This is a genomic window from Janthinobacterium sp. SUN120 (genome assembly GCF_030397735.1).
GTDB classification, from domain to species: Bacteria; Pseudomonadota; Gammaproteobacteria; order Burkholderiales; family Burkholderiaceae_D; genus Janthinobacterium; species Janthinobacterium kumbetense.
In genome coordinates, this window is the sequence record NZ_JAPUBW010000006.1 from 1 (window position 1) to 26506 (window position 26506).

The following is a 26506-nucleotide window of genomic DNA, read 5'->3' on the forward strand; positions in this document are numbered from 1 at the left end:
TTAATCTCTGTTACTTTGCCGTTTTACCGGCACCATCATTGCTGATGGGTCGCTCACTCAAAAAACTGACAGGCCACTACTTTCGTAGCGCCTATTTCATTATTTCTTGTGAACATTTGATATTTTAAGTTTGACGCTGCTTACGCAGCGCTGCACTTACATCAAATGCCCACACTTATCGACTGTTAATTGTTAAAGAACTGTATTCGGTTACTGCTTTCGCGCTATCGACAAAGCGTTGTGTTTGTCAGCTGCGAAGAAGGAAGAGTATGAAGCGTTTCGGCCATTTCGTCAACCTTCTTTTTTACTACCCAGCCCCTGAAGGCTGTCCCTTTTGTGCCGCAAACTAGTGCGTCTCATCGGGGAGGCGAATCATATCAAAGACCGTCGAAGTTTGGCAAGCGCTTTTCCAGAAAAGCGTGCATGCCTTCTTTTTGTGCAGGCGTACCGAAGGCGGCCTGGAACAAGCGGCGCTCGTAGGCGACACCATCAGTCAAGGTGGTTTCAAAGGCGCGGTTGACGCAATCCTTGATCATCATGGCCACCGAGGTCGGCATGGCGGCGATAGTCTTGGCGGCAGACAGGGTTTCTTCCAGCAACTTATCGGCCGGCACGACGCGCGACACCAGGCCGATGCGCTCCGCCTCGGTGGCGTCGATGGTGCGCGCCGTCAACAGCAGATCCATGGCCTTGGCCTTGCCGATGGCGCGCGGCAAACGCTGCGTGCCGCCCGCGCCCGGCGTGACGCCGACCTTGATTTCCGGCTGGCCAAATTTGGCGCTGTCGGCGGCGATCAGGAAATCGCACATCATGGCCAGTTCGCAACCGCCACCGAGCGCATAGCCGGCCACCGCACCCACCACAGGTTTGCGCACGCGCAAGATATGTTCCCAGTTGCGGCTGATGTAGCCCTGGGTAAAGGTGTCCGGGTAGGTGTAATCGGCCATGGCGGCGATGTCGGCGCCGGCGGCAAACGCTTTTTCGCTGCCCGTGAGCACGATGCAACCGATATTGTCATCCGCATCGAATTTCAGCAAGGCGTTGCCCAGCTCATTCATCATGTTGTCGTTCAAGGCATTCAAGGCCTTCGGGCGATTCAGGCGGATGACCGCCACTTTGTCCTGGATATCGATGATCAAGTCTTCGTATTGCATATAGTCTCCTCTGGATGAACACGGTGACAACGATTGTAGCGGCTAACGGCAGCGGCGCGGCAGGTGCGCTGCTATTATTGTGAGCCTGATCATTTTCATATCGAGCAAGATATTTTCTCCTCCCTCTTCCAGTACTGCGCCCATTACCTGCGCGGCGACGGCAGCGCCGCCAGCGTCGATTTCCGCCGCCTGTGGTTCAGCAACGGCCTCAATTGCTTCGGCGCCCAGATCACCTCACTGGCCCTGCCCCTGTGCGCGGTGCTGTTACTGCATGCGACGCCGGAACAGATGGGCGTGCTGGTTGCCTTGCAGGCGCTGCCGTTCGCCCTGTTCGGTTTGCCCGTCGGCGTGCTGCTGGACCGGCGCAGCAAGCACCCGATCATGCTGTTCAGCGAAAGCATGTCCGGCCTGGCCCTGGCCAGCGTGGCAGTGGCTTACTGGTGCGGCGTGCTGTCGATGCCGTGGTTATATATAGTAGGGTTCATCATCGGCACGGGCTTCGTCGTGGGCGGCGGCGCCGAGCAGGTGTTTCTGACTTTCCTAGTGGGCCGCGATGGCTTGATCGATGCGCAGTCGAAATTTGCCGCCACCGAATCGGCTTCGCGCCTGATCGGTCCCGGCCTGGCCGGCGTGCTGGTGCAGGTCTTGTCCGCGCCCGTCGCCATCCTGTGCACGGCGTGCGGTTATCTGATTTCCGTCTTCAATTTGCGTGCCATGAGCGTGCGCGACCCACGCCCGGCGCCATCCGACAAGCACGCTTTGCGCGACATCGCCGACGGCTTGTTGTTCGTGTGGCGCGAGCCGCTGCTGCGCGCGCTGGCCTGGGGCGCCGGCATCTGGCACTTCCTGTTTTACGCCAGCATGGCCTTGACGGTGCTGTTCGCCACGCGCGATCTGGGCATGAGTCCTGGCGTGCTGGGCATGACGCAGATGCTGGGCGGCGCCGGCGTGCTACTCAGCGCCTTCATCGTCAAGCCATTGACAAAGCGCTACGGCGCCGGCCGCACCATCCTGATCGGCCTGGCATCCACCTCCGTGTGCTTTGCCCTGACGCCGACGATTCCGGCAGCACTGTTCGGCAGCGCGGCCGCCAGCGCCGTGGCGTATGCCATATTGATGTTCTTTTTCGATTGCGGCGTGATGCTGTTCTTTATTCCCTACCTGGGCCTGCGCCAGAAGGTGACGCCCGACCCCATGCTGGGCCGCATGACGTCGACCATGCGCTTCCTGACGGTGGCGACGGCGCCGCTGGGCGCGCTGGCCGCCGGCTGGATCGCGGAACACTTTGGCGTGCGCAATGGCCTGGCCTGTATCGCGGCCGGCAGCATCCTGTTGACGGTGGCCATGGTGTGGGGCACGCCGCTGCGTAGCGTGCGCACCTGAAGCGATGAACGGGCATACACTGCTAAAAGATTGCCTTGGCGACACTATTCGCGCCAAAGCCTGCGAGGTTTGATTTATATCAAGGTTTTAATTGATGTAAATCCATAAGCTGTCTTACATCACTTGAGGAGCACGCCATGTTTAACACCATCTTATTTCCCACCGACGGCTCGCCGTTGTCCGACAAAGCCGCCGAGACCGCCCTCGCCTTCGCCCAGCTGAACAAAGCCAAGCTGGTCGCCATCAGCGTGGTGCAGCCCTTCCCGTTCTCGCCGATGGCCGACGGCGGCATCGTGCTCGACGCAAGTCTGTATGAACAGCAGATGCAGGAAGCGTCACAACGCGCCATCGACAAGATCGGCGCAGCGGCGCGTGACGCCGGCGTGCCTTTCGAAGGCGTGGTGGCCGTATCGCCGAGCCCGCACGATGAAATCGTCAATGCGGCGCAAACCTACCATTGCGACATCATCCTGATGGCCTCGCATGGCCGCAAGGGCTTGAACAAGTTGTTCGTGGGCAGCGAAACGCAAAAAGTGCTGGCCCACACCCATTTACCCGTCATGGTCCTGCGCTAACCTTGCGCTAGCGCAATCCCCGCCCGGCGCCGCGAGAAACTCAGCGCGCCGGTGCCTGCTTCGGCAACAACACCCACACGGCGCCGCTCTGCTTCATGCGGCCCGCATTCTCGGCCGCTTCCGCGCCAAAGCCAAAGAAATAATCGACCCGGATCGGCCCGCGAATGGCACCGCCCGTATCCTGCGCCATCACCAGGCGCTGCATGGGAATCTCGCTATTGGCTTGCGTGGTGGACAAGAATACGGGCGCACCCAGCGGCAGGAAACGCGAATCGATGGCCACCGAGCGCTGCGGCGTCAGCGGCACGCCCAACGCGCCCTTCGGCCCCACTTTCGGATCGGGCAAGCGCTCTTCCTTGAAGAAGACATAGCTCGGGTTGGCGTTGAACAATTCATCCTTGCGCGTGGGATGGCCCGCGATCCACGCCTTGATGCCTTGCGCGGACGCCTGGCTTAGGGTCAGCTCGCCCTTGTCGACCAGGTAGCGGCCGATCGATTTGTACGGATGGCCGTTTTGATCCGCATACGCCACGCGCACGGTTTCCTGCGTATCGGTCAGCTGCACGCGCCCGGAACCCTGCACTTGCAGGAAGAACGCCTCGACTTCGTCATCCACCCACAGCAATTCCTTGCCCGTGACGGACGTGGCGCGCTCGATGTCGGCGCGGGTTGCGTACGGTATCACCTTCTTGCCGACCAGCTTGCCCCGCAAGCGCATGTTTTTCAGTTCCGGATACACGCCGGACAAGTCCACCGAGACCAGATCGTCAGGCACCTTGTACAGCGGTGTCTGGTATGGGCCACCGCGCTTGCGCGCGCCGTGCAGCAATGGCTCGTAATAACCGGTCACCAGTCCAGTATTGGCGCCATCGGCGGTGACGACTTGATTTGGCACAAAGAAGGTCTCGAAAAACAGGCGGATGGCCTTGTCGCTGTCGGCATTGACCTGGCGCGCAATCGTGCACGATTCCTTCCAGTCCGGCCGTTTCACCAGCACGCCGCACGAAGCCATGAAGGCGGGCCAGGCGGCGCGCATGTCGTCGCGGGCCCAGCCTGGCAAGGCGGCAAACTTGGCGGGCACGAACGTGGGCGCCGCCACATCCGTGGCATCCTTGGCATCGGCCGGCTTGGCAGGCACAGGCTTGACGACGGTCGGCGCAATGGCGGGCGCCTTGCCGCTGGAAGCCGCGGGCGGCGCGACGGGCGGCGTGGTGCAGGCGGACAAGACAAGCGCGACGGCGCCGATTGAAACAGGTAGACTACCGCGTGTAAACAGACGGCTGGTAAATGGGCTGCGGGTAAATAACATAGGGATGCGTATGTGGATCTTGATGATAGAGGCGCTGGTGGCGTTCTTCTTGCTGGCATTTATAGTCTGGTGGACAATGTATTCGGGCAAAAAGCCCGCACCGCCGGCACGCAAGCAGCTCAGTGAAGAACAGGACGCCACCGAAAAACTGAAATAAGGGGGCAAGCCCCCGGCGTTTCCTTAATGCAGGGTACGCGGCACCGACAGCACGAACTCGGGAATCGGCGCTTCGAACTGATGGCCGTCTTCGGCCACGCAGAAGTATTCGCCGTGCATCGATCCTTGCGGCGTGCCCAGCATGGTGCCGCTCGTGTATTCGAACTGCTCGCCCGGCTGCAACAACGGCTGGTGACCGACGGCGCCCAGGCCGCGCACTTCTTCCACCTTGTTGTTCGCATCCGTGATGACCCAGTGGCGCGAAATCAGTTGCGCGCCAGCCGTGCCCGTGTTGACGACGCGGATCGTGTAGCTGAACACGTGCCGCCCCTGGTCCGGTGCCGATTGATCGGGCAGATATTGCGTTTTGACCGTTACCGTAAATTCATAAGTCGCCATCGTCATTCCTCTTCAGACATTGCCAGTCATATTGTGTGTCGCGCGCGACGCATTGGCCATTGCGCGATGCGTATTCTGTGTTTCACCGTACTTCATGAGGCATGGTAACGGCGTCAGGCGTAAAATAGCGCAAATCGCATTTTCTATCCTTTGGCTACTTCACCATGACAACATTCCGTATCGCTCCCAGCATCCTGTCCGCCGACTTTGCCCGCCTGGGCGAGGAAGTGCGCAACGTCGTTACCGCCGGCGCCGACATCATCCACTTCGACGTGATGGATAACCATTACGTGCCGAACCTGACCATCGGCCCGCTGGTGTGCGAAGCGATTCGCCCGCACGTGCAAGTACCCATCGATGTGCATCTGATGGTCAAGCCTGTCGATCGCATTATCCCGGATTTCGCCAAGGCTGGCGCGAACATCATCACCTTTCATCCGGAAGCGTCGGATCACGTCGATCGTTCCTTGCAGTTGATCCGCGACAATGGCTGCAAATCGGGCCTGGTTTTCAACCCGGGCACGCCGCTGCATTACCTGGAACACGTGATGGACAAGATCGACATCATCCTGATCATGTCCGTCAACCCGGGCTTCGGCGGCCAGTCCTTCATTCCGCAAGCGCTGAAGAAAATCGCCGAAGCGCGCCGCATGATCGACGAATCGGGCCGTGACATCATGCTGGAAGTCGATGGCGGCATCAAGATCGACAACATCGCCGCTGCCGCCGCCGCCGGCGCCGACACCTTTGTCGCCGGCTCGGCCATCTTCGGCAAGCCGGACTACAAGGCCGTCATCGACGCCATGCGCGCCGAACTGGCCAAAACGGTGGGCAACTGATGCAGGCGGGCACGGTGAAAGACCACGTACTGGCTGGCGTGCGCGCCGCCATCATCGACCTCGATGGCACGATGCTCGACACCGTGCCCGATTTTCATGTCGCCATCAATGGCATGCGCGCCGAACTGGACCTGGCACCCATCAGCGCCGACGCCATCAAGTTGATGGTGGGCAAGGGTTCGGAAAACCTGATCCGCACCGTGCTGGCGCTCGACTTCGATGACGCCGGCGTGGAACAGCGTTTCGAGCAGGCGATGGAGGGCTACCAGCGTCACTACCTGGCCATCAACGGCCAGTTCAGCACCCTGTATCCGGAGGTCGAAGCGGGACTGGCGGCGATGAAGGCGGCGGGCCTGCGCCTGGCCTGCGTCACCAACAAGCCGATCGCCTTCGCCCTGCCCCTGCTGAAACTGAAAAACCTGGATCAGTATTTCGAGATCGTCTATGGCGGCGATTCGCTGCCGCAGAAAAAACCGCACCCCATGCCGCTGCTGCAAGTGTGTGCGGACTTCGACCTGCCGCCATCCAAAGTGGTGGCCATCGGCGACTCCTCGAATGACGCGCAAGCGGCCAGGGCTGCGGCTTGCCCCGTACTGACGGTACCGTATGGCTACAATCACGGACACTCTATACACGATACCGATTCCGATGGTATAGTAAAGACACTGCTCGAAGCAGCCCGTTTTATTGGCATGCAAAACTAACCGGCATACTGACCAAACCCAACACCATATCGTGAACACGTTTCTCATCAAAAAACACAATGTCACCCAAACCGGCTCGATTGAGGCCTGGCTTTGGCGACGCTGGCAATCCTGGCAGGCTTAAGGGCCGAGCCGTTACGATTGCTGCCGGTTGTACACACGTCGTTTGCGCATGTTGCGCACGTTGCGTGTCCCGGCAAGTTTTTTGATAACCCACCGCAGGGTTTGTGCACTATGCACACTCATACCCTGACGGCATGGAGAGAAACATGACCGAACTCGAATTCAAATCGCTGGCCCAGCAAGGCTACAACCGCATCCCCCTGATCGCGGAAGCGTTCGCCGACCTGGAAACCCCGCTCACCCTGTACCTGAAACTGGCACAGTCCCAACAAGGCGGCAAGAACACCTTCCTGCTCGAATCCGTCGTCGGCGGCGAACGCTTCGGCCGCTATTCCTTCATCGGCTTGCCCGCCACGACCGTGCTGCGCAGCTATGGCAAACGCACCGAAATCGTCAAGAACGGCAGCGTGATCGAAGAACACGAAGGCAATCCGCTCGACTTCATCGAACAATTCCAGTCGCGCTTCAAGGTGGCCCTGCGCCCCGGCATGCCGCGCTTCTGCGGCGGCCTGGCCGGCTACTTCGGCTACGACACCGTGCGCCACATCGAGAAAAAACTCGCTGGCGGCGCACCGAAAGACGACTTGAAGCTGCCCGACATCCAGCTGATGGTGACGGAAGAACTGGCCGTCATCGACAACCTGTCCGGCAAGCTCTACCTGATCGTCTACGCCGACACGACGCAGCCCGAATCGTTTTCGAAAGCGCAGCAGCGCCTGAAGGACTTGCGCATGATGCTGCGCCGCGGCGTCGATGCGCCCGTCACCAGCGCTTCCGTGCGCACGGAAACCATCCGCGACTTTTCCAAGGAAGATTACCTGAAGGCCGTTGCCAAGGCGCATGAATACGTGATGGCGGGCGACCTGATGCAGGTGCAGATCGGCCAGCGCATTCGCAAACCTTACGTCGATTCGCCGCTGACGTTGTACCGCGCCTTGCGTTCGCTCAACCCGTCGCCGTATATGTACTTCTATAATTTCGGTGACATGCAGATCATCGGCGCCTCGCCGGAAATTCTGGTGCGCAACGAAAAGACGGCGGACGGCGGCAAGAAAGTCACCCTGCGCCCGATCGCCGGTACCCGTCCACGCGGCGCCACGCCAGAGCGCGACGCCGAATTGTCGGCCGAGCTGCTGGCCGACCCGAAAGAGATCGCCGAGCACGTGATGCTGATCGACCTGGCGCGCAACGACATCGGCCGCATCGCCGAGACGGGCAGCGTGCAAGTCACCGACCGCATGGTCATCGAAAAATACTCGCACGTGCAGCACATCGTTTCGAACGTGGAAGGCAAGCTGAAGGATGGCCTGTCGAACCTGGACGTGCTGCGCGCGACCTTCCCCGCCGGCACCCTGACGGGCGCGCCGAAAGTGCGCGCCATGGAAGTGATCGACGAACTGGAAATCACCAAGCGCGGCATCTACGGCGGCGCCTGCGGCTACCTGTCGTTTGGCGGCGAAATGGATGTGGCAATCGCCATCCGCACGGGCGTGGTCAAGGACGGCATGCTGTACGTGCAGGCCGCGGCCGGCATCGTGGCCGACTCCATCCCCGAAATGGAATGGCAGGAAACGGAAAACAAGGCGCGTGCCGTACTGCGCGCCGCCGAACAAGTGCAAGATGGCCTGGATGGAGGGTTTTAAGATGCTGCTGATGATCGACAACTACGACTCCTTCACCTACAACATCGTGCAGTATTTCGGCGAGTTGGGCGAAGACGTGCGGGTCTACCGCAACGATGAAATCACGATCGCACAGATCGAGGCGCTGAACCCGGACCGCATCTGCATCTCGCCCGGTCCGAAAGCGCCGGCACAGGCGGGCATTTCCGTGGAAGTGCTCAAGCACTTCGCCGGCAAGAAACCGATACTGGGCGTGTGCCTGGGCCACCAGGCCATCGGCGAAGCGTTTGGCGGCAACGTCATCCGCGCCAAGCAAGTCATGCATGGCAAGACTTCCTTCATCGCGCATACGGGCGTGGGCGTTTTCAAAGACTTGCCCAGCCCCTTCACAGTGATCCGCTACCACTCTTTGGCGATCGAACGCGCCTCGCTGCCTTCCTGCCTGGAAGTGACGGCGTGGACGGACGACGGCGAAATCATGGGCGTGCGCCACCGGGAATACGATATCGAGGGCGTGCAGTTCCACCCCGAATCGATCCTCTCGGAGCACGGCCACGCCCTGCTGAAGAACTTTCTCGAGCGCTGATTTTCCGCGCACGCCACGGCGTGCCATCAGTGTCCTCCTGCGCCATCATTGAAGAAGGAAGCATCATGCCGATCACACCACAAGAAGCCCTGCTGCGCTGCATAGAACACCGCGAAATCTTTCACGACGAAATGCTGTACCTGTTCCGCCAGATCATGTCCGGCGAAATGTCGCCCACCATGATCGCCGCCCTCACCATGGGCTTGCGCGTCAAAAAGGAAACCATCGGCGAAATCGCCGCGGCCGCGCAAGTGATGCGCGAGTTTTCCACCAAGGTGCCCATGGCCGACACCACCAACCTGCTCGACATCGTCGGCACGGGCGGTGACGGCGCGCACACGTTCAATATTTCCACCGCCTCGATGTTCGTGGCCGCCGCCGCCGGCGCGCGCGTGGCCAAGCATGGCGGGCGCAGCGTGTCTTCCTCGTCCGGCAGCGCCGACGTGCTGGACTCGCTGGGCGTCAACATCAACCTGCAGCCCGAGCAGATCGCCCAGTCGATCGCGCAAACGGGCATCGGCTTCATGTACGCGCCGAATCACCACGCGGCCATGAAGCATGCGGCGCCCGTGCGCCGCGAGCTGGGCGTGCGCACCATCTTCAATATCCTGGGCCCCTTGACCAATCCCGCCGGCGCGCCGAATATTTTGATGGGCGTGTTCCACGCCGACCTGGTCGGCATCCAGGTGCGCGTGCTGCAGCGCCTGGGCGCGCAGCACGCCATCGTCGTGTATGGCCGCGACAACATGGATGAAGTGTCGCTGGGCGCGGCCACCATGGTCGGTGAACTGGTCAACGGCGAAATCCGTGAATATGAAATCCATCCCGAAGACTTCGGCATGTCGATGATCGCCAGCCGCAACCTGAAGGTGGCCGATTCCGTGGAATCGAAAGCCAAGATGATGGAAGCGCTGCGCGGCGAGCCCGGTGCGGCCGCCGACATCGTCGCCCTGAACGCGGGCACGGCGCTGTACGCGGCCGGCGTGGCCAGTTCGATCGAAGACGGCCTGGCGCGCGCGCGCACCGCCGTCAGTTCGGGCGCGGCCCTGGCGAAACTCGCGCAATTCGTGCAGGTCACGCAACAGCTGGGCACCCCGGCACAAGCGTAAGCTGCCGCCCTCCTTTATAGAATAGCGACCATCATGTCCGACATACTCGATAAAATCCTGGCCGTGAAAGCCGATGAAGTGGCCAGGGCCAAGGCCCGCCGCAGCCTGGCCAGCCTGCGCGGCGACGTGGAAAACGACAGCGCCCTGCGCGCCGGCCTGCGCGGCTTCGAAGCGAGCCTGCGCCAGCACATCGCCGCCGGCAAGCCCGGCATCATCGCCGAAGTGAAAAAGGCGTCGCCATCGAAAGGGGTCATTCGCGCCGACTTCCGCCCGTCTGATATCGCCGCCAGCTATGCCGCGCATGGCGCGGCCTGCCTGTCCGTGCTGACGGATGAACAGTTCTTCCAGGGATCCGTGGAGTACCTGCAGCAGGCGCGCGCCGCCTGCGCCATCCCCGTGCTGCGCAAGGATTTCATGGTCGACATGTACCAGATCTATGAAGCGCGCGCCATGGGCGCCGACTGCATCCTGTTGATCGTCGCGGCGCTCGACCATGGCCTGATGGCCGAAATGGAAGCGTGCGCCCACGAACTGGGCATGGGCGTGCTGATCGAAAGCCACGACGGCGACGAACTGACAGCGGCCCTGAAACTCAAGAGCGCATTGATCGGCATCAACAACCGCAACCTGCGCACCTTCGAAACGTCGCTCGACACGACCATCAAGCTGTTACCGCGCATCCCGCAAGACAAATTGATCATCACGGAATCGGGCATCCACGACACGGCCGACGTGCAACGCATGCGCGATGCGCACATCCACAGCTTCCTCGTGGGCGAAGCGTTCATGCGCGCGCCCGACCCCGGCGTGGAGCTGGAACGCCTGTTCAGTTAAACCATGGTAGGCTGGTAGCATGAGATACGGAATTATCGTCCTTGCCGCCGCCAGCCTGCTGTCGGCCTGCCAGACCGCGGCCCCGCCGGCGGTGAGCACGTCCACGCCCACGTCCACGCCCCCTCGCACGCCGGCCGCGATACAGCTCGCGGACAGCATCGACGCCTACAAGTCGCTGGTGGCGCAGCAGATCATGGCCGCCAACAGTGCCTACACGTTCAGCGGGCGCCTGCCGCCCATGCTCCCTGCCATCGTCGTGCTCGACCTGAGCGTGGGCCCAGACGGCGAGCTGAAAAGCGTGCACGTGCACCGTTCGCGCGACAGCGAAGCATCGGCCGCGGCGCTGGCCGCCGTGCGGCGCGTGCCCACCCTCTTTCCGCCAGCGGCACACCTGATGCACCGCCACGCCCGGACCTTCGATTTCTCCGAAACCTTCCTGTTCAACGACCGGTACCAATTCCAGCTGCGGACCTTGTCCGGTCCACAGTAAACGCGGCGGTATCGAGTTCGATGCGGTCGCGTCCCCGTTCCTTGGCCAGGTACAGGGCCGCATCGGCGCGCGACAACAGCTGTTCCAGCCCTTCCACCACCGACGCCTGGCAAGCGACGCCGATGCTGACCGTACACGGCGGCAGCCCCGCATGACTGGGCTCGCGCAGCAAGGCGCGGATGCGTTCGGCCACGCCCAATGCATTATGCGCCGGCATGTCCGGCATCAGCACGACGAACTCCTCGCCGCCGAAACGCGCCACGCAATCCGATTCGCGCAAGGCGCCCTTGATAACGGTGGCCACGTGCGCCAGCACCCGGTCACCCACCGCGTGACCGTGGCGGTCATTGATCAATTTGAAGTAATCGAGGTCGATGCTGAGCAATGTCAACGGCAAGCGGCGGCGGCGCAGATTGTCTATCTCGCGCGCATAGGCGTCGCCAAAGCCGCGCCGGTTCAGCACCTGGGTCAGCGGATCGTGGGTCGAGCGGCGCTCCAGTATCTGCTGCAGGCGGCGCGTCGCCATCGTCATGAAGCCCACCGTCAGCAGCAGCGCCATGAAATTGGCGACCGCCAGATAGATGCCGGCCGGCGTGCCGGCCACCGTCAGGTTCACGCTGGCGCCGCCATGCAGCAAGGCAGACACGCCGCGCGCCAACACCACGACGGCTTGCATCAGCATCAGCGCGGCAAAGAAAAAACTCGAGAAATGGCGCTCGCCATGGCGCCACACCAGTTGCACCTGGCGCGCATAAAACAGGAAGACCAGCAGGGAAAAGACCGCCACGCGCGCCGAAAAATCGGGCTGCGCCAGCAACCACCAGCTATTGCCGGCGATGGCCAGGGCAAGTATCAGCAGATAGGCGCGGCGGCTGGGCGCCAGGCCAAAGAATTTCTCCGTGCCCAGCATCGACAGGCCGATGCCGGCCACCAGCGCCGCATTGGCCGCGATCATGGACAATGCCGGCGGCAGCACTTCGCGGGTGCCGAACAGCAGGGACGCGCACACCAGCAACAGCAAGCCGGCCGCCCAATGCCCCAGGCCATGCACCTCGCGCCGGAAACTGCGGTACACCGAGAACATGACGATGCTCATCGCCCCGCACATCAGCGTGGTCATCAGCATAATCGTTCGAGGATCGAGGGTTTGCACGTTGGGCGCGATCTAAAAGAAGCGGTTCGGCAATTTTAGTTTAGTTAAAGAAAAATTAGTTCATTTGCAGTAAATATGATGGCAAGCCGCCAGTTTCACCGGATAAGTTGCATTTGGGAAATTGCTGCTTGAAATAAAAAACCGGCCAGTGACGGCCGGTTTTCTGTTTTACCGCATGAGAAACAGCATCATGCCGCGCTAGGACGCTTCGGCCCCGTGGCTTTCTTCGGCGCCGGCAGCAGCGCCAGGCTGACGCCGGGCACGCGGTCGCCTTGCAGCACGGCCGCGAACGTCATCAGCTCGTCGCGGCGGAAGGCGTGGATGGCCACCTTGGCGCCGACGGCGTAGCGGCCCAGCAAGGTGTCCAGGTTGGCCGGGTTACCCGTCACGCGCAAGCCATCGATGGCCACCAGCACGTCGCCCGCCGACAGGCCGGCCACGTGCGCCGCGCCGCCCTGGTGCACCTGCGCCAGCTTGGCATCGTTGCCGTCGCGGCCCAGGTTGACGTCCAGGCTGGCCTTTTCCGCCTTGCGCGCATCGCTGTATTTCACACCGAACGGCGCCAGCAGGCGCGCCAGCGGCACATCGTCCGTGCCGCGGATGTAGCGCTCGAAGAACGGTTTCAGGCGCGTGCCGGCAATTTCATCGAACAGGGCTTCGACTTCGGCCGGCGTCACGCCGCGGCCCTTGCCTTCTCCCTTGCCCTTGTAGAAATCGCGGCCATAGCGCTGCCACAAGGCCTGCATCACGTCGTCCAGCGACTTTTCGCCATTCGTCTTGGCGCGGATCGTCAGGTCGAAGGCCAGCGCGATCAGCGAACCCTTGGTGTAGTAGCTGACGATGGCGTTCGGCGCGTTTTCATCCTGGCGGTAGTACTTGCCCCAGGCGTCGAAGCTGGAATCGGCCACGCTTTGCTTCGTGCGGCCGCTGCCGCGCAGCACGCTGTTGACGGTTTTCCCCAGCAATTTGAAATAGGCTGCCTCGTCGATCAGGCCCGCGCGCACCAGCATCAGGTCGTCGTAATAGCTGGTGAAGCCCTCGAATAGCCACAGCAGCGGCGAATAGCTTTCCGCCTGCAGGTTGTACGGCGCGAAGGCGGCCGGCTTGATGCGCTTGACGTTCCAGGTGTGGAAGTACTCGTGGCTGCACAAGCCCAGGAATTTCAGGTAGCCATCGCCGATTTCCGTGCTGTTTGAAGCCGTCGTCGGCAGGTCGGCACGCGCGCAGATCAATGCCGTCGAGGCGCGGTGTTCCAGGCCGCCGTATCCGTCGCCGACGGCCATGGTCATGAACACATAGCGGTCCATCGGCGCTTTTTTTGTCTTCGGCTCGAAGAAGGCGATCTGCGTTTCGCAGATGGCTTTCAGGTCGCGGCACAGGCGGTCCAGGTCCAGGTTCGGCACCTTGCCCGTGACGACGATATCGTGCGGCACGCCATGCGCGCTGAAGGTGGCCAGCGCGAAGTCGCCCATCTCCACCGGGTGGTCGATCAGCTCGTCGTAGTTGGCCGCCTGGTAGCTGCCGAAGCCATAGCGTTTCGCTTTCAGTTCCGGCAGGGTGGTGGCCACTTTCCACGTCTTGCAGGCCGCATCCTTCGGCTGCACGATGTGCACTTCGTGCGGCTCGGCCTCCTGGCCCAGCACGCGCAGGAACACGCTGGTGCCGTTGAAGAAGCCGTGATTTTGGTCCAGGTGGGCGGCGCGCACGGACAAGTCCCAGGCATACACGTCATACTCGACGGTCAACGGGCCCTTGCACGGGGCGGCTTGCCACGAATGCTTGTCCAGCTTGGTCAGCGCCACGGCCTTGCCCTCGGACTCGGCGCGGATGCTGACGATATTGCGCGAAAATTCGCGGATCATGTAGCTGCCCGGAATCCAGGCCGGCAAGGCAAATACCTGGCCGATGGCGGCCGGCGACTTGACGGTCAACGTCACCTTGAACATGTGACCGGCCAGGTCGGCTGCGGCAATGCTGTAGATGATGCCGGCGGCCGGTGCGGTTTTCACTGCGGTTTTTGCCGCGGCTTTGCTTGTGGCTTTGCCGCTTGCCTTGGCTCCCGCCTTGGCGGTGATTTTTTGAATCGGTGCTTTCTTCATGTTTTCCTCGTGTCTGGCATGGATGTTCTACAATCGCCCAGGCGCGCCAGGCGCCGGCGACAAATCGTCAGGTGTATCAATATCGCGCAAGATGCCGCTGTCGTCCACTGCTACTTCGCACACGGCATGGCTGTTGACGATGCTGCGCGCGCCCTGGTCGCCATCGAGTGCCAGCAGCAGCGGCAAGTGAAAGGCGCTGAACGCGACAGGATTGCCGCGCCGTCCCTGGAACACGGGCACGGCGATGCGCGCGCCATCGCCGATGGCGTGCGACAAGGCGGCGATTGTAGCCGCTTCCACACTAGGCATGTCGCCCAGGGCGATCAGCCAGCCCGGCGCGCCGCGCACGTGACCGATGGCGCAGGTGAGCGAGGCGGCCATGCCCGTGTCGGCATCATGGCAGACGCGTACCTCGCAGCCCAGCGCACCGAGCTGGCGCGCGACCTCGGCATCGTCGGGGCGCACCACGGCCAGCACGCGCGGCAAGGCAGCCAGCATGTTCCTCGCTGCCGCCACCACCACCGGCAGACCCGCGTGCGGTCCTTCCGCCAATGGCTGCAATAATTTGTTCTGCACGCCGGAAGGGTCGAACCTGCGTCCCCTTCCGGCTGCCAGCAAGATGCCGACCGTGCTCAAAAAACCGCTACCGTCATGCGGCCGCCAAATCAAAAGGCAACTTGCGCAGGCGCTTGCCCGTCAGCGCGAACAGCGCGTTGGCGAAGGCGGGCGCCAGCGGCGGCACGCCTGGCTCGCCCATGCCCGTCGGCGCATCGCCAGACGGCACCAGGTGCACCTCGATTACCGGCATGTCGGGCATGCGCGGCACGGGGTAATCGCCGAAGTTCTGCTGCTCCACCACGCCATCCTTGAGCGTGATGGCTGCGCCAGGAATCGTCATGCCCAGCGCCATCAGCGCGGCGCCCTGCACTTGCGCCTCGATCGTCAGGGGATTGACGGCCAGGTTGCAATGCACGCCCGCCCATACCTGGTGCAGCTTGGGCGCGCCTTGCACCACCGACGCCGTCACCACGTAGGCCACCACGGAATTGAACGATTCATGCATGGCCACGCCCCAGGCCTGCCCTTTCGGCAGCTTCTTCTTGCCATAGCCGGACTTGGCCACGGCCAGGTCCAGCGCGGCGATGTGGCGCGTATGCTTGGCGTCGATCAGCTGCTTGCGATAGGCGACGGGGTCCATCTTCGCCACGTGCGCCGCCTCGTCGATCAGGGTTTCCATGACGAAGGCCGTATGCGTCGAGCCGACGGAACGCCACCACAGCACGGGCACGTTCGCCTTGGCCGTGTGCACGGACAGCTTCATCGGCAAGGTGTACGGTTCGCCCATGCCTTCGACCATGGTGCCGTCGACGCCATTTTTCACCATGAAGGCTTCGAACGGCGTGCCGGCCATGATGGACTGGCCCACGATGGTATGGTCCCAGGCGAGGATTTTCCCTTTGGCGTTCAGGCCAATCTGCGCGCGGTGCACATGCGACGGCCGGTAGTAGCCGCCCTTGATGTCGTCCTCGCGGCTCCACATCAGTTTTAATGGTCCGCCCTTGCCCGCCGCCCGCCAGGCCTTGGCAACGTTGACGGCTTCGACCACGTAGTCGGACGAGGGCACGGCACGCCGGCCGAAGCCGCCGCCCGCCATCATCGTGTGCAAGGTCACCTGCTCGGGTTTCAGGCCGGACGTGGCAGCGATGGCCGCCTGGTCGCCCGTCTGGAATTGCGAACCGACCCACATCGTGCATTTGTCTGCCTGCAGGTCGACGACGCAATTGAGCGGCTCCATCGGCGCGTGCGCCAGGTAGGGAAATTCGTAGACGGCTTCGATCTTTTTCGGCGCCGAGGCCAGCTTGGCCATGTCGGCAGGTCTGGCGACCGTGCCCGGCGTTTTCGCCAGCGCCTTGAAGGCTGCCAGCTGCTTGTCGCTGCTGACCTTTTCCACCGCGCTCGTGTCCCATTCGATCACCAGCGCGTCGCGCCCCTGTTTGGCCGGCCAGTAGCCTTCGGCGATGACGGCCACGCCGCTGCCGCCACGGTCGGTCTTCACTTCCAGCACCTCGAGTACGCCCTTGATGGCTTTTGCCTTGCTGGCGTCGAACTTCGCCACTTTCGCGCCAAACACGGGCGGGCGCGCCACCATGGCCACCTTCGCGCCAGGCGGCTTGAAGTCGATGCCGAACTGCTGCTTGCCGGTGGACTTGGCTGCCGCGTCCAGGCGTTTCACGGGCTTGCCGATGATGGCAAAGTCGCGCGGGTCCTTCAGCTTGACGGTGGCGGGCACCGGCTGGCGCATGGCCGCATCGGCAAACTCGCCATACGTGGCCTTTTGTCCGCCTGGGCCATACAGCACGCCCTTGGCGGCGCGCACCTGGTCAGGGCTGACTTTCCATTGCGCAGCGGCGGCGCCCACCAGCATGGCACGCGCCTTGGCGCCGATTTCGCGGTACTGCGTAAACGAATGGGCGATGCTGCCCGAACCGCCCGTCATCTGCATGCCGTAGGCAGCATCCTTGTACTGTTCGCCGGCCGGCGCCAGCGCGCCGCGCACCATACTCCAGTCGGCGTCGAGCTCCTCGGCGATCAGCATGGGCAAGCTCGTTTGCACGCCCTGGCCGAATTCCAGCCGGTTCACCTGCACCGTCACCGTGTTATCGGGGGCGATGTGCAAGAAGGCGTTTGGCGCATACACGGGCTTGGCGGGTGCGGCATCGGCCGCCTGCGCCAGCTTGCCTGCGCCTGGCAGGAAAAAGCCCAGCATCAAGCCGCCGCCGGCCACCGCGCCCGCCTTCATGAAACCGCGCCGCGACACGCCATCGGCCACGGTAACAGGCGCCGATGCCAGCGCCGCGCCCAGGGTCACCCCGCCATGCTGCAATGCTTCCTGATTCAACCATTCGATACGCATGTCGCTCTCCTCAGGCCAGGGTCTTGGCCGCGTCCTTGATGGCCGCGCGGATCCGTTGATAGGTGCCGCAGCGGCAGATATTGCCGCTCATGGCGCCGTCGATGTCGGCATCGCTGGGCGCCTTGTTGGTGCGCAGCAGCGCCGTGGCACTCATCACCTGGCCGCTTTGACAGTAGCCGCATTGCGGCACGTCGTGCTGCACCCACGCCGCCTGCACGGCCTTGCCTACCTGGTCGTTTTCCATCGCTTCGATGGTGGTGATCTTTTGCGTGCCGACGGAGGAAATCGGCGTGATGCACGAGCGGATGGCCTGGCCGTCGAGGTGCACCGTGCAGGCGCCGCACAGCGCCATGCCGCAGCCGAACTTGGTGCCCGTCATGTTCAGGTTATCGCGCAGCGCCCACAGGATGGGCGTGGAAGGATCGGCATCGACCTGCGTGTCGCGTCCGTTGATATTCAGGGTAATCATCTGCTGCTTCTCCTTTTTTGAATTGTTATGGCGTCTACAAACAACACTTGATGATACGACAGCGGAAAAAAGTGCAAAAAAAAGCGCGCCTTGCGAGGGCGCGCCGTCCAGCCTTCCTGGCGACAGCCCGGATTACTTAATGGTCGAGAATTTCTGTTCCAGCGTTTTCGCATCGACTGCGCCCGGAATGCGGCTGCCGTCGGCAAAGAAGATGGCAGGCGTGCCCGACACGCGCAATTGCTGGCCCAGGGCCAGGATTTTTTCATGCGGATTGGCGCAGGTGGCGGCCACCGTGGCTGGCGCCTTGCCGTTCAACATCCAGTCATCCCATGCCTTGTTGCGGTCCGGCGCGCACCAGACATTGCGCGACTTGACGATGGAATCCGGCGACAGGATGTTGTACATGAAGGTATAGACGGTGACGTTGTCGATTTCCTTCAGCGCGTTCTGGCGGAAACGCTTGCAATAGCCGCAGTTCGGATCTTCGAACACGGCGATCACGCGCTTGCCATTGCCCTTGACGGTCTTCATGGCGGAATCGAGCGGCAAGTCGGAGAATTTGATGCGGTTGACTTCGTCCAGGCGCACCTTGGTCAGGTCTTGCGACGTCTTGGCGTCGAAGACGTGGCCGACGAACAGGTATTGCGCGGCCTTGTCCGTGTACAGGATGTCGCCGCCCGTGCGCACTTCATACAGGCCGCCGTACGGCGTTTCCTTGACCGAATCGACCTTGGCGCCTTCGCCCAGGCGCGGCTCGATCAGCTTTTTGATGTTCGCTTCCGTTGGCGTTTCCGCGCCGGCGCACGACATCATCAGGCCAGAGGCCAGTACCAATGCGATTCTGCTCATTTTTATCACTATCACTTCTCCACTTGAAACGCCTGGCGGGACTCGCCTCTGGCCCGGCATCGTTATCTCTTTGACAAAACGATCGCCGCAGACCAGCTGCGGCGACCTTGAATTTTCACACCTGCCATTATCCGGCGATATCTTAAGATTCGCTGATATTTACTGATGTCCCAATGCGTGCGCGATCATTTTCCGCTTCAGGGCCGGTAATTTATCCAGCAAGTTTAATCCCAAATTGCGAACCACGCGCAACGGCTCCAGGTCGGCGCCAAATAATCGCGCCAGGCCATCGGTGGCCAGCTGCATCAACAGCACGTCTTCCTTGCGCGCGCGCGCATAGCGGGCCAGCACGCGCTCGTCGCCGATGCCGCGGTGCGCTTCGCGTTCGGCGATCGTCTTGACCAGCTGCGCCACGTCGGCAAAACCCAGGTTCATGCCGTGGCCGGCCATCGGGTGCACCACGTGGGCGGCGTCGCCCACCAGGGCCACGCGCGGCGCCACCATGGCGTGCGGGCGCATCAGGGTCAATGGGAAGGCGCGCACCAGCTCCGGCTGCAACGGCGTCAGCTTGCCCAGTTTGTCGTGGCAGTAGGCGGCCAGGCGCGCGGCCAGGGCGTCGGCCGATTCGGCCATCAAGGTGTCGGCCAGCGCATCGGGCGCCGACCAGACCAGCGAGACGCGGTCGCCCGGCAGCGGCAGCAGCGCGACGATGCCTTCGCTGCCCGTGAACCACTGGTGGGCCGCGCCATGGTGCGGCTTTTCGCAGGCGAAGTTGCTGACCACGCCGCGCTGACCGTAGGAGCGGTAATCGAGGCCGATGTCGCACTGGCCCCGCACCCACGACTGGGCGCCATCCGCGCCCACTACCAATGCGCAAGTGATGGTGTCGCCGCCATCGAGATGCACGATGGCCGAGTCGTTCGTCCATTCCAGGCGGCTGGCGCGGCCCTGCACCACGTTGACGTTCGGCGCAAATTTCAGGGCGGCGTCCAGCGCCTGGCCCAGGTTTCGGTCTTCGATGATCCACGCCAGCGTGCCCACATGGGCGCCATATGCGTCGAAACCGAGTCCACCCGCCTGCGCGCCGTCGCCGTTGACCAGCATGGCGTCGACGGGCGCCACCCTGTCGGCCTCCAGGGCGCCCCATACCTTCAGCGACGACAGCAGCTGGTGCGCCGTGTGATTGAGCGCATACACGCGCACATCCCAGCTGGCTTCGACCGGCTTGGCGGCCGAAGGGGATGTGGGCGCGGGCGGGCTCACCGGGGATAACAGGGTGACGCTTTGTCCTGCCTGGGCAAACGCCAGCGCCGTGGTTTTCGCGATGGCGCCATTGCCGACGATGCAAACGTCGCTGTGGCTATGCATGAAGCGCCGCATGGTAGGGGGAGTGGGACTGTTCATGGGACCATTATAGCGTTTGCCCCACCCTTTTCAGATAGTCCGGAAGTACAGGACGCGTGTCCCAGATCAAGCGATGCCATGAAAGACGGGCAGCACGTGGTCCGCGATCTCCTGCATCGTCTCGGCCAGCGGGCGGCGGTTCTGCCGCAGCTGCAAGCCGATGTGCCGCACGCCGGCGTCGCGCATGGCCGTCAACTCGGCGATCAGGCCGTCGCGCCCCGTGCGTGCGCCAAAACGGAAGCGCTGCAGCGGCAAGTTCGGGGCCTCGCCCAGGTCCAGGTGGATGAAGCTGACGTAGGGTTTATCTTCCCCGGCGACGGCGCGCCATTGCGCCGAGCGCCGCGCATGGTCGTCCGGCGTGCCCGGATAGGCGAGCCAGCCATCCATTTGCTCGCCGATCCAGGCGGGCGACTGCTGCGCCAGCCCCGCCACCAGCAGCGGCAAGGGCGCGGACGGCTTGGGCAGCAGGCGGATGCCGGGCGGCAGATGCGTCTCGCCCCAGTCGCGCAGCATGGCCACCTGTTCGCGGAACGCGGCGCCGCGCTGCTCGAAGTCGCGGCCGAAGACGGGATATTCGACAGGACGGTCGCCGCTGGCCACGCCCAGCAGCAATCGCCCGCCGCTCAACTGGTCCACGCTGGCCGCCGCTTTTAACGTCAATACAGGCTCGCGCAGGGGCAGCACCACGGCGGCCGTGCCCAGCAAGATGTTCTCCGTGATGCCGGCCAGGTAGCCAAGATAGGTAAACACCTCGAAGACCTGGGCCGCGTCGCCGAACGACGGGTCATACAAAGGCACGTCGCGCAGCCACAGGGCCCTGAAACCGAGGCGGTCGGCCAGCTTTGCCAGCGCCGCATGCTGTTGCAGGTCCGGTTCGCCCGGCACGCGGCCGGACGCCGCATTCGCCTGGCGTCCCGTGGACGACCAGTCATTATCGAGCGGCAGTTCCAGCCCGATGCTGAAACCGCCCTGCCCGAGCTTCGTCATGGCGCCCATATCAATCCCACTGCGGCGCCAGGCCGTCCGGGTTGGCCAGGCGTTCGCCACGCTCCAAGGTCGCCATCTGCGCCATCTCGTCCGGCGACAGGGTGATGCGCTGGAAATGCAGGTTCGCTTCCAGGTTGGCCCGTTTGGTGGACGACGGGATCACGGCAAAGCCCTGCTGCAGCGACCAGCTCAGGGCCACTTGCGCCGGCGTCACGCCGTGTTTTACCGCGATGGCCATGATGACGGGATCGACGACCACCTTGCCGTACGCGAGCGGCATGTAGGCCGTGATGTGGATGCCCTGGCGGCGTGCGAAATCGATGACGGTGCGGTTTTGCAGGAAGGGGTGGATTTCGACCTGCTGCGTGGCGATTTCCGCCGCTCCCACCGTGTCGATGGCTTGCTGCAGCTGCGCATTCGTGAAATTCGATACGCCGATGGCTTTCGTCAGTCCCTGCGCCTTGGCGTCCGCCAACGCCGCCATGTACTCGGCGACGGGAATGGCGTCCTGCGGCGACGGCCAGTGGATCAGGGTCAGGTCCAGCTGCTCCAGCTGCAGCTTGTGCAGACTGTCCTTCAGGCTGGGAATCAATTTGTCGCGCTGCAGGTTCTCGATCCAGATCTTGGTGGTGACGAACAGCTCGTCGCGCGGGACGGGGCTGGCGGCGATCGCCTGACCCACTTCGGCTTCGTTGCCGTAGATTTGCGCCGTGTCGATATGGCGGTAGCCGACGTCGAGGCCCGTGGTGACGGAATCGATGACGACCTGGCCCTGCAGGCGGAAGGTGCCCAGGCCGATTTCAGGGATGGCGGTGCGATTTGTGGTGGCGTTCATGCGGTAATCCTCTCAAGTCAATGTCGATGGCCACACTATGCGCCCATCCTTTGTTGAGAAAAATACCGCTGATATCAAATCATATTTGATCCACAAGCAAGTAAAACCATGCCCATGCAGGAAATCGGGGAAAAGTCGCAGCCGGCTCTTGCATTCCCGTTTTGGTCTGCTATAATTCGCCACCTTGGCCTGGTAGCTCAGTCGGTAGAGCAGAGGATTGAAAATCCTTGTGTCGGTGGTTCGATTCCGCCCCGGGCCACCAAGAATTCGTTTTACATTCACAAACGCCACCTTCGGGTGGCGTTTTTGTTTGTGGACTGTCTATACAACACGCAGGCCGTTTCCGGCCCGCAACCACTCCCCCGGCGCCGTCAGCGCCGGGCAAACATCCCTCTTACCACATCAAATCATCAGGAATCTGGAACGCCGCATACGGATCGTCCTCGTCCACTTCCGTGCTGGCCTGTTTCACGCGCACGACGATGGCGGGGTCGCGTTCGGCGATCTTGTCGGCGATGATGCGCGGCACCAGCTCCACGGCGCCGCCCAGGCAGATGATGACCAGGCGGCCCGCCACCAGGTGGGCTTGCACGGCGGCCGTCACGTAGATGCGCTCGATCTTGTTATTAAATGTAAAGTTGTACGGCACGTCGCCGTTGTTGCCCTTGCTCTGGCGGTTCTTTTGCACCATTTGCGCGATCTGCGCCACGATGGCCTTCTGGTTGGCGGCCGCGTCGCGCTGGGCGTTCAGTTCGCGCGCCCGCTCGGCATTCTTGCGCTGGGTCTCGAGCGCGGCCAGGCGCACTTCGTCGACGCTTTGCGTGCCGCTCTTGCGCTCGTCCTTTTTCTGCTTGCTCTTGTCCTGGTTGGCCAGCTTGACCTTCTTCTTGTCGACCAGGCCGGCCTTTAAAAACTGCTCTTGCAACGAGACCATAACTACTCCGTATTGAGGGTGCGCCGGCCAAGGCAGCGGCATCGGCCGGTGGAAAGACGCTAGCATAGCAAAAAACAGGGGCGCTGCCGCCGCAACATGGCTGCCCGGGCCAGCTGGCGGGCGCCTTCTGCCTGCCAGTAACAAAAAGACACACTCGAGTGGGAATTTTGTTGATAAATGTCATATAGTTAGTTACGTTTTGCATATCGGCATTGTCTGCCGATTGCATCGCCCCCTTCCACCGACTGCGTCTACAAGGATTTGCCATGAAACAATTAATCGCCCTCTGCATCGCCGCCGCGTTTGCCAGCACCGCCTTTGCCGCCGCACCGGAAGCGGCGCCCGTCGCCAAGACGGCCCAACAATCGAAGATGACGACCTGCAATGCGGACGCCGCCGGCAAGAAAGGCGATGAACGCAAGACCTTCATGAAGGAATGCCTGAGCGCCAAGCCGGCACCGGCCATGACGCAGCAAAACAAGATGAAAGCGTGCAATGTCGACGCCAAGGACATGAAGGGCGATGCCCGCAAAGCCTTCATGAAGGAATGCCTGAGCGCGCCGAAGAAATAAGCGCCTCGCCTGTTTGCCCCCCCAACGCCAGCGTCGACGCTGGCGTTTTTTTTACGGCGATGCGTACGCCTGCATGAGCCGGTCAAGGAAACCGAACAGCTGGCCGTTCATGGCGTGCCAGTCGTGGCTGCGCAAGACCGCTGGCGGCTGCACGAAGCGGTGCGGCTCCAGCATGGCCAGCTCGGCTTCCGACGCGGCGATCAGCAATTCGACCACCTCCGGCGTGAACTCCATATGGCACTGGAAGCCGTACACCAGCCTGCCGTATTCGATGATCTGGCGGGGGCAACCTTCGCTACAGGCGATGACCGTCGCGCTGTCAGTCAGGCCCGGCATGTCGCTATGCCAATGTCCGGTTTCCAGCACGTCGCCGAAATGGGCAAACTTGTCGTTCGCCCGCCCTTCCGCCGTCAGCATGACGGGGAACTTGCCGATCTCCTTTTCAGGGCTGTGCGCCTGGCGCGCGCCCAGGGCTGCGCCTATCAGTTGCGCCCCCAGGCAGACGCCGACGACCGCCTTGCCCGCCGCCGCACATGCGGCAATCAGGGCCTGTTCGGCCGCGGCGTCGAAATGCGGGCATTCCTCGCGCGTCGTCGACGGCGATTGCGGTCCGCCCATGACGACCAGCAGGTCGATGTCCGCGATGGACGGGGGCAGCGGCTCATGGGCATGGACGCGGGAATACGTGGCCGCGTAGCCGCGCTCGCGCACCCATGTCTCGTAGGCGCCCGGCGCCTCGAACGCTTCATGCACGATGAAATGGACTTTCATGATGTTCCCTTTCTGTGGCGAGGCATTAAAAAACTATGGCCGGCCCAGCACCTGAGCCAGCACGCCGGCGAACGCCTGCGCGCCCGCTTCATCCATGCTCGACACGGTGATCCGCAATCCCTGCGCCGGCGCCTGCACCCCAAACGCTTCACCACCGCGCACCAGCCAGCCATGCCTGGCCAGCGCCAGCACGGCCGCCTGGCTGCTGCCCGGCAGCGGCAGCCACAGGTTCAAGCCATCGGCAGGACTGGCGCAAACCAGGCCTTGCGCCGCCAGCGCATCGGCCAGGATGCCGCGGCGGCGCGCATAGTCTGCGCGGGCCAGGGCCACCTGCGCCAGGACGTCCGGCGACGACAGGCAGGCGCTCACGGCGTCCTGCAAGAGATGGCTGACCCAGTTCGTGCCGGGCGCCAGGCGCAGGCGCAGGCGCCGGGCGGTCTGTTCGTCGCTGGCGACGACGGCCAGGCGCAGGTCGGGGCCGAAGATCTTGGACACCGAACGGACCAGCGCCCAGCGCCGGGCGGCAGGGGGAATCACGTCCCGGTAGCCGGCGACGGACAGCAGCGAAAAATGGTCGTCAACGATGACCAGCACGTGCGGATAGGCGGCCAGCACCGCGCGCAGCTGGTCCGCGCGCGCCGCGCTCAGGCTGCAGCCGGTCGGGTTGTGTGCGCGCGGCGTCACGATGACGGCTTGCGCGCCTTGCGCCAGCGCCCGTTCCAGCGCTCCGGCCTGCATCCCCTCGGCATCGACCGCCACGCCAACCGCGTGCAGCCCCGCGATGCGCAAGGTGTTGATGCTGCTGACGAAGCACGGGTCTTCCACGGCCACCTTGTCGCCCGCGACCAGGTACGCGCCCAGCAGGCGCTCGACCGCATCGACCGCCCCATTCGTCAGGGTGATGTCGTGCCCTTCCGGGCAATCGCCGGCCAGCCAGCGCCGCGCCAGGGCTTCCAGCGCCGGATCCAGCGTGGCCTCGCCATACAGGCGCGGACGGTAGGGCTTGCGCGCCAGGGCCGCACCGATATCGGGCAACCAGGCCAGGTTCGGATTGCCGCCGCCCAGGTCGGCCAGCGGCGAGCCGGGCAGCAAGCCTTCCTGCTCGCCGGGATCGCGCTGCGCGCGGATGGCCGTGCCCAGGCGCCCTTGCGTGACCGCGATCCCGGCCGTCACCAGGCGCTTGTACGCCAGCGACACGGTATTGCGGTTGACGCCCAAGGTCGCCGCCAGCTCGCGCACGGTCGGCAGCGCCTGGCCCGGCGGCAGTTCGCCCGCCTGCGTCAGCGCGCGGATGCTGTCGAACAGCTGCGCCGCGGTTTTCCCCTTCATCTTCATGATGGTCTCAGACATGATATATTTTGGCATAGGACAATCATACATCACTGCGGCGACTCCTGCCGCTTATAAGGCTGACACAAGGCTGACACATGAACAATGACACTCCCCTGCCCACTCCCACCATGCACGTGCAGCATGGGCGCTGGCCGCAGGCCGTTTCCGTGGACGACTTCCGCCGCAATCTGGCGGCGGTGCATGCGCGCATGGCGGCCGCATGCCAGCGGGTCGGGCGCGATCCGGCCGGCGTGCGCCTGTTGCCCGTCAGCAAGACCAAGCCCGAGGAGAGCCTGCGGCTGGCCTATGCCGCGGGTTGCCGCCTGCTGGGGGAAAACAAGCCGCAGGAAGCGGGCCGCAAGTGGGAAGCGATGGCGGACCTGGCCGACCTGCAATGGTCGGTGATCGGCCATTTGCAGACCAACAAGGCCAAGCTGGTGGCGCGCTTTGCCAGCGAGTTCCAGGCCCTCGACAGCCTGCGCGTGGCCGAGGCGCTGGAACGGCGCCTGCAGGCGGAAGGGCGCGGGCTCGACGTGTTCGTGCAAGTGAACACGTCGGGCGAAGCCAGCAAGTACGGCTTGCCGCCGGACGAAGTGGCTGCCTTCCTGCGCCAGCTGCCCGCCTTCCCGGCGCTGCGGGTGCGCGGATTCATGACATTGGCCCTGTTATCGGCGGAAGCGGTGCGCGTGCGCCGCTGCTTCGTGCTGCTGCGCGAACTGCGCGACCGCCTGCGCCAGGACGCCCCGCCTGGCATCGGCCTCGACGAGCTGTCGATGGGCATGTCCGGCGATTATGAAATCGCCATCGAAGAAGGCGCCACCGTCGTGCGGGTCGGCCAGGCCATCTTCGGCGCGCGGGACACGCCGGACAGCCACTACTGGCCCGCGGCGCAGACGGAGTAGGC

At 63.2% G+C, this 26506-nt stretch carries 27 protein-coding genes and 1 tRNA gene; 13 read left to right on the plus strand and 15 right to left on the minus strand.

What is annotated here, in order from left to right:
• Positions 1–377: 377 nt before the first annotated feature.
• Positions 378–1154 carry an enoyl-CoA hydratase gene (locus tag O0879_RS24460; protein WP_289919222.1) on the minus strand — a complete coding sequence of 259 codons (777 nt, stop codon included), beginning with the start codon at positions 1152–1154 and terminating at the stop codon, positions 378–380.
• 63 nt (positions 1155–1217) lie between these two features.
• Here O0879_RS24460 and O0879_RS24465 point away from each other — a divergent pair, with 63 nt between their 5' ends.
• Both O0879_RS24465 and O0879_RS24470 read left to right on the plus strand, forming a co-directional pair.
• Positions 1218–2537 carry an MFS transporter gene (locus O0879_RS24465; RefSeq protein WP_251349236.1) on the plus strand — a complete coding sequence of 440 codons (1320 nt, stop codon included), beginning with the start codon at positions 1218–1220 and terminating at the stop codon, positions 2535–2537.
• 137 nt (positions 2538–2674) lie between these two features.
• Positions 2675–3112, plus strand: a complete 438-nt coding sequence (locus tag O0879_RS24470) for a universal stress protein (protein WP_077399338.1) — start codon at positions 2675–2677, stop codon at positions 3110–3112.
• A 40-nt stretch (positions 3113–3152) separates the two neighbouring features.
• Here O0879_RS24470 and O0879_RS24475 read toward each other — a convergent pair whose 3' ends face one another.
• The gene (locus O0879_RS24475) at positions 3153–4337 is read right to left on the minus strand and encodes a murein transglycosylase A (RefSeq protein ID WP_306558300.1); all 1185 of its coding nucleotides are present in this window, start codon (positions 4335–4337) and stop codon (positions 3153–3155) included.
• A gap of 94 nt (positions 4338–4431) precedes the next feature.
• On the opposite strand from O0879_RS24475, the gene O0879_RS24480 reads away from it, so the two are divergent.
• A complete protein-coding gene (locus O0879_RS24480) occupies positions 4432–4578 on the plus strand; it encodes a hypothetical protein (protein WP_167468630.1) in 147 nt (48 codons plus the stop codon).
• A 23-nt stretch (positions 4579–4601) separates the two neighbouring features.
• Here O0879_RS24480 and apaG read toward each other — a convergent pair whose 3' ends face one another.
• Entirely contained in the window at positions 4602–4976 is a 375-nt protein-coding gene (apaG, locus tag O0879_RS24485; protein ID WP_034785627.1) for a Co2+/Mg2+ efflux protein ApaG, read from the minus strand.
• Positions 4977–5140: 164 nt separating this feature from the next.
• Between apaG and rpe the strand changes: the two genes are divergently transcribed.
• The 7 genes from rpe to O0879_RS24520 all read left to right on the plus strand — a co-directional run bounded on the left by rpe (position 5141) and on the right by O0879_RS24520 (position 11283).
• Positions 5141–5815: a ribulose-phosphate 3-epimerase gene (rpe, locus tag O0879_RS24490; RefSeq protein ID WP_077399332.1), complete on the plus strand. Its 675-nt coding sequence runs from the start codon at positions 5141–5143 to the stop codon at positions 5813–5815.
• Entirely contained in the window at positions 5815–6519 is a 705-nt protein-coding gene (locus tag O0879_RS24495; protein WP_289919228.1) for a phosphoglycolate phosphatase, read from the plus strand. Before rpe ends, O0879_RS24495 begins: the two co-directional genes overlap by 1 nt.
• A gap of 269 nt (positions 6520–6788) precedes the next feature.
• The gene (gene trpE / locus O0879_RS24500; protein WP_289899384.1) at positions 6789–8285 is read left to right on the plus strand and encodes an anthranilate synthase component I; all 1497 of its coding nucleotides are present in this window, start codon (positions 6789–6791) and stop codon (positions 8283–8285) included.
• A gap of 1 nt (position 8286) precedes the next feature.
• Complete coding sequence (locus O0879_RS24505; RefSeq protein ID WP_077399324.1) at positions 8287–8850, plus strand: aminodeoxychorismate/anthranilate synthase component II; 564 nt, start codon at positions 8287–8289, stop codon at positions 8848–8850.
• Between the two features lie 65 nt (positions 8851–8915).
• Positions 8916–9959 carry an anthranilate phosphoribosyltransferase gene (trpD, locus tag O0879_RS24510; RefSeq protein WP_289912251.1) on the plus strand — a complete coding sequence of 348 codons (1044 nt, stop codon included), beginning with the start codon at positions 8916–8918 and terminating at the stop codon, positions 9957–9959.
• Between the two features lie 33 nt (positions 9960–9992).
• Positions 9993–10793: an indole-3-glycerol phosphate synthase TrpC gene (gene trpC, locus O0879_RS24515; protein ID WP_289919230.1), complete on the plus strand. Its 801-nt coding sequence runs from the start codon at positions 9993–9995 to the stop codon at positions 10791–10793.
• 19 nt (positions 10794–10812) lie between these two features.
• A complete protein-coding gene (locus tag O0879_RS24520) occupies positions 10813–11283 on the plus strand; it encodes a hypothetical protein (RefSeq protein ID WP_289919233.1) in 471 nt (156 codons plus the stop codon).
• On the opposite strand, the gene O0879_RS24525 is transcribed toward O0879_RS24520, so the two are convergent.
• The 9 genes from O0879_RS24525 to dkgB form a co-directional block, all read right to left on the minus strand.
• Complete coding sequence (locus tag O0879_RS24525; protein WP_289919235.1) at positions 11234–12403, minus strand: GGDEF domain-containing protein; 1170 nt, start codon at positions 12401–12403, stop codon at positions 11234–11236. The genes O0879_RS24520 and O0879_RS24525 overlap by 50 nt on opposite strands.
• Positions 12404–12624: 221 nt before the next feature.
• Positions 12625–14445, minus strand: a complete 1821-nt coding sequence (locus tag O0879_RS24530) for a M61 family metallopeptidase (protein WP_289919236.1) — start codon at positions 14443–14445, stop codon at positions 12625–12627.
• Between the two features lie 117 nt (positions 14446–14562).
• Positions 14563–15171 (minus strand): nucleotidyltransferase family protein, encoded by a 609-nt coding sequence (locus O0879_RS24535; protein ID WP_289905613.1) that lies wholly within the window; start codon positions 15169–15171, stop codon positions 14563–14565.
• A gap of 13 nt (positions 15172–15184) precedes the next feature.
• Complete coding sequence (locus O0879_RS24540) at positions 15185–17449, minus strand: xanthine dehydrogenase family protein molybdopterin-binding subunit (protein ID WP_289919237.1); 2265 nt, start codon at positions 17447–17449, stop codon at positions 15185–15187.
• 10 nt (positions 17450–17459) lie between these two features.
• A complete protein-coding gene (locus tag O0879_RS24545; protein ID WP_289912256.1) occupies positions 17460–17918 on the minus strand; it encodes a (2Fe-2S)-binding protein in 459 nt (152 codons plus the stop codon).
• A 132-nt stretch (positions 17919–18050) separates the two neighbouring features.
• On the minus strand, positions 18051–18767 hold the full coding sequence (locus O0879_RS24550; RefSeq protein WP_034785648.1) for a DsbC family protein: 717 nt from the start codon (positions 18765–18767) through the stop codon (positions 18051–18053).
• A gap of 159 nt (positions 18768–18926) precedes the next feature.
• Complete coding sequence (locus O0879_RS24555) at positions 18927–20171, minus strand: FAD-dependent monooxygenase (RefSeq protein WP_289919239.1); 1245 nt, start codon at positions 20169–20171, stop codon at positions 18927–18929.
• Between the two features lie 66 nt (positions 20172–20237).
• Positions 20238–21167: an LLM class oxidoreductase gene (locus O0879_RS24560; protein ID WP_289919241.1), complete on the minus strand. Its 930-nt coding sequence runs from the start codon at positions 21165–21167 to the stop codon at positions 20238–20240.
• Between the two features lies 1 nt (position 21168).
• Positions 21169–21993 (minus strand): 2,5-didehydrogluconate reductase DkgB, encoded by an 825-nt coding sequence (gene dkgB / locus O0879_RS24565; RefSeq protein WP_289919242.1) that lies wholly within the window; start codon positions 21991–21993, stop codon positions 21169–21171.
• A gap of 186 nt (positions 21994–22179) precedes the next feature.
• On the opposite strand from dkgB, the gene O0879_RS24570 reads away from it, so the two are divergent.
• Positions 22180–22255, plus strand: a tRNA-Phe gene (locus O0879_RS24570).
• Positions 22256–22387: 132 nt separating this feature from the next.
• On the opposite strand, the gene O0879_RS24575 is transcribed toward O0879_RS24570, so the two are convergent.
• Positions 22388–22927: a DUF2058 domain-containing protein gene (locus tag O0879_RS24575; RefSeq protein WP_034784389.1), complete on the minus strand. Its 540-nt coding sequence runs from the start codon at positions 22925–22927 to the stop codon at positions 22388–22390.
• Between the two features lie 266 nt (positions 22928–23193).
• Here O0879_RS24575 and O0879_RS24580 point away from each other — a divergent pair, with 266 nt between their 5' ends.
• The gene (locus O0879_RS24580) at positions 23194–23499 is read left to right on the plus strand and encodes a PsiF family protein (RefSeq protein ID WP_046682222.1); all 306 of its coding nucleotides are present in this window, start codon (positions 23194–23196) and stop codon (positions 23497–23499) included.
• 51 nt (positions 23500–23550) lie between these two features.
• Here O0879_RS24580 and O0879_RS24585 read toward each other — a convergent pair whose 3' ends face one another.
• Together O0879_RS24585 and ptsJ are read right to left on the minus strand one after the other, a co-directional pair.
• A complete protein-coding gene (locus tag O0879_RS24585; RefSeq protein WP_289919246.1) occupies positions 23551–24270 on the minus strand; it encodes a hypothetical protein in 720 nt (239 codons plus the stop codon).
• 33 nt (positions 24271–24303) lie between these two features.
• Positions 24304–25605, minus strand: a complete 1302-nt coding sequence (gene ptsJ / locus O0879_RS24590) for a transcriptional regulator PtsJ (protein ID WP_289919513.1) — start codon at positions 25603–25605, stop codon at positions 24304–24306.
• A gap of 92 nt (positions 25606–25697) precedes the next feature.
• Here ptsJ and O0879_RS24595 point away from each other — a divergent pair, with 92 nt between their 5' ends.
• The gene (locus O0879_RS24595; protein WP_289919248.1) at positions 25698–26504 is read left to right on the plus strand and encodes a YggS family pyridoxal phosphate-dependent enzyme; all 807 of its coding nucleotides are present in this window, start codon (positions 25698–25700) and stop codon (positions 26502–26504) included.
• Positions 26505–26506: the final 2 nt, after the last annotated feature.